This is a genomic window from Chitinophaga sp. (assembly GCF_035564935.1).
Classification (GTDB): Bacteria; Bacteroidota; Bacteroidia; order Chitinophagales; family Chitinophagaceae; genus Chitinophaga.
Window position 1 is genome coordinate 1 of sequence record NZ_DATMTE010000040.1, and the last position, 3,804, is coordinate 3,804.

Genomic DNA, 3,804 nt, shown 5'->3' on the forward strand with positions numbered 1-3,804 from the left:
AATATTGCTGCCTGTAGCGCCGCTGTGGCTCACATTCAGCTCTCCCAGCATTTCGCTCACCATTTCCGCCAGCTCAAAATTATTGGCAATATGTGGCAGGAACTGCTCATAATTCCGGCCATATGCTTCCCAGTCGGCCCCATGATAACCGGCGGTATAAAATGCTTCTTTTGTTCTTCTCCATATATGTGAAAACATTGCCTGCCGTTCCGCCGCAAGGTCTACTTTCATAGTGCCGTTTATGGTGATGCTATGCTGCGTTTGCCCGGTGGTATCCAGTTGGAGGAGACGCGCATCTGCCAGCAGGAAGAGCTGTTGCTGTGCGGCATCCCATTGCAGGGAAGCATCTTCTGCTTTTACAGACAAAGGCATGGTGGATGTTTTAGCAGGTATATCTGTTATCCACAACTGGTAAGCTGCGCCGGCTTTTACGAGATAATATAATTTGTTACCGTTTTTACTGAGCAATACCTCTTCGAGCATAGCGGAGGAAGGCGTGAGTTTTGTGATCTTTTCCGCTTCTTTAAAACCGGCGCCGGTAAACGGTAACGCATATACGTCCTGCTGCCGGCTGCTGCTGTTGGAAAAACCTCTTAGCCCGTTCCGGTCGCTTTTCCAGATCATCATTTTTCCGTTCATTGCCCACTGCGCGCCTTCATCGTTAAAACCGCTTTGTGTAATATTTTGCAGGCTGCCCAAGCCATCGGCAGGCACCATGCCTATTTCCTGGTTGCCCGCGCCGGGCTGATTATACTGTACCAGCAGGTATTTGCTATCAGGACTCCAGCGGAAATACTGGTCGTGGTCTTTACGGCTGAATAACGATGCTATGCGGCGGCTTTTCCCGGAAGCGATGTTATATATTTTCAGCGTTACCCTGTTTTCTATATAAGCCACTTCTTTTCCATCAGGAGCATACAAAGGCTGGTAATTTTCCTGGTCGTTAGCCAGCAATACAGTTTCTTTTTCATGCAGCAGATCCATTGCGCGAAGTTGCCATCCATGGCTGGTTTCACTGGCGTACAACAATTGCGTGCCATCCGGTGAAAAGCTCAGATCCGCTTCTTCTCCCGGTGTATGCGTCAGCTGCCTGACAGCGCCATGCGCCACATCAGTGGCAAATACATCTCCCCGGAAAATAAAAGCAAGCTCCTTACCCGAAGGCGATACCATGCCGTATTTAATATGATCCGCTACCGGCACCTCCTTTATATTTTCCGTTGCCTCCCTGTTAATTTTAATATATACTTTTTTAGGTGCAGTACCCGGCGTTTGTAAATAAATATCCCCGTTGAAACCGAAGCACAGCAAGCCATTGCCGGCTGCGCTCAGGAACCTGACCGGGTAATCCTTAAATATGGTCAGTTGTTCCGGCTTCCCGGCACGATCCAGCCATAAACGGTATACATTAAAGCTGCCGCTTTCTTCACTCAGATAACAGATGGCCTTCCCATTATTGGTAAACACCGGGGATCTGTCTTCCCCGGGGAAATCCGTTAGCTGCTTATATGTGCCGCTTTGCCGGTTGTACAACCATATATCCCTTGCGGCAGCAGATACCTGGTGCTTACGCCACTGGTTCTCCCGGTTTTTCTTATCATGATAAACAATATATTGCGGGCTGATCTTTGCGTCTTCTGCGGGAACAGGCAGCAGCTGCGTAACCCGGGTACCGTTCACGGGCACACGATACAGTTCAGGCTGTGCATCGGAGGGGAACTGTCGGTTATCAGTTGCGTCCATTCTTACGCTGCCGAAAATAACCTGCTGATCATCTTCACTAAAATCATACGGATATTCATCAGCAGCATGAAAAGTGAGTTGCTTTTCATTACCGCCGTTGGCATCTGCGAGGAAAATATCTGCATTACCATACCGGTCAGATGCAAAAGCAATGCTGCGGCCATTGTGGCTCCATACAGGCATCCACTCTTCTCCATTGCTGCTGGTTAACCGTATAGCGGTACCGCCAGTAGCAGCTACCTTGTACAGATCGCCTTTATAAGTAAATGCAATTGTTTTTCCATCAGGAGAAAGAGAAGGATAACGCAGCCAGCGGGGAGCATCCTGGGCAAATAAATATTTCCCAAAACACAAGATAAGCAAAGAAATTATCAGTCTTTTCATTCGCAGTGCATGAACGCAGTTTGTAACAGCCCGGTTAAAGATACAAATATATAATTCATATTTCCGGCTGAAACAGGCCTGCTATATGCCCAGCATCAGGGGTTCTTCCTCTGCTTCCATTTCTTCGCGGGATGTTAACGGCGCATCTGTTATTTCTGTCAACAACAAGGTATAACCAAGCAACAATACAATCAGCAGCACCTGGTACCTTAACACAATAGGTGCAGCAAAAACGCTGAATGCAAAATTCAACACAATGAAAACCCAGCATAACAACAGCGCTATATTAAACCTGCGACTGGTTTTCCGGGTCCCTTTTTTAATAAGGTAACGGATGGTTTCTTCCAGGAACAACAAATGACAAATAACGATCAATGAAGGGAACAGCGACATAAGCGTACTTTGCAGATCGTTGTATTTACCTTCCGGCTTAGGCTTATCGCCATCTTTGAAAAAAGTAGCCACATCTTTATTCACCAGGTTAATCACCGGCCGGTTATAGCCGCCCAACACCTCCAGCTCCGGCAATAAATAAAGTTTAGCATTGCCAAGCAGGTAATAACGGATAAAATTCCTGGGATATTTCCGGATCATATAGTTGCCATATTCGCTGCATAAAGGCGCTACTGCGCTCCAGCCGGCGTATATATCTTTATCTTTATGCGCCTGTACATATTCCCTCAGCATCCCCTTCTGCGGCCCGTTCATATCCCACATAAAATATGATCCGTCTGATACCGCAATTCTTCGCGGCAACTTCTTCATTGCCGTTATATAATGATACACGGCTTTATGCATTGTTGCCAGTTGCGCCGGTACACCTCCCGAATCCAGCGGCATATACTGCATCATATACATCGCATTGTTCATGATTTGCCAGCCGCTGAAAGCAGAGAATATTTTCACACCGGAATGCTCCTCCGTTTTCTGACGGGTAAATATCACAAACGATACAATCAGCAGCACCGGCAGTAAAATAGCAGCTAGTTTCTGCCAGGGCCTGTAAGCCGACAATAAAATCGGTATCAGCGCTACCAGCGGGTAAAACATGGCATTATACCGCACTGTAAATGCATAACCCAACAGTATCCCATGAAGTACCAGCAGCCATGTGGCAGGCGTATGCAACATCCATAGCAGCAGGGTAATCCACGTAAGTCCTAACGAAAGGAACAATGCATCAGAAATAAAATAATTGCCCAGGAAAGGGAACAAGGGGTTAATGAGCAGGAACACATAAAACCCATACCTGAAATAACTCTGCGGTTTAAAAATATAGCATACACTGAAATAAAAGAAAAAGGCGCTTACTTCCAGCAGTGCAAACTGCACCACTACCAACATGGTTTCTGAACGGGAAAACTGGTGAAACAACCACAGGAATTTGGAATAGCCCACCGGCCAGAGGTTATAGTTCCTGTTCTGCAAAGCCGTTTCCATATAGGAGCCGGTATCGGAAGTAAAATCCATATAAGGGAAGAAATGCTTAAATATCACCATCTTCATAACCGCTACTACAATTGCCCCCGCCAGGAGCAGGGCATTACGCCGGTTGCTGCATATAAACGCGCCGAAACCAGGGGATGGGGGGGATAGTAATAACATAGCCAGTTTTGAGAATTACAAGTATAAAAGAGATTACTGAATTGGGGTATCAGTATATGATTTCCAGCGTTT

The 3,804-nt window shown here is 46.6% G+C and carries 2 protein-coding genes; both read right to left on the bottom strand.

Annotation, left to right across the window (positions count from 1 at the left end):
- On the bottom strand, positions 1-2,127 hold a 2,127-nt coding region (locus VN105_RS01115), incomplete at its 3' end, for a S41 family peptidase (protein WP_325637073.1).
- An 81-nt stretch (positions 2,128-2,208) separates the two neighbouring features.
- On the bottom strand, positions 2,209-3,732 hold the full coding sequence (locus VN105_RS01120; protein ID WP_325637075.1) for a hypothetical protein: 1,524 nt from the start codon (positions 3,730-3,732) through the stop codon (positions 2,209-2,211).
- Positions 3,733-3,804 lie beyond the last annotated feature (72 nt).

Coding starts and splice junctions, on each gene's coding strand:
- VN105_RS01120 (WP_325637075.1), bottom strand. CDS start 3,732: ATGTTATTACTATCCCCCCCATCCCCTGGTTTCGGCGCGTTTATATGC.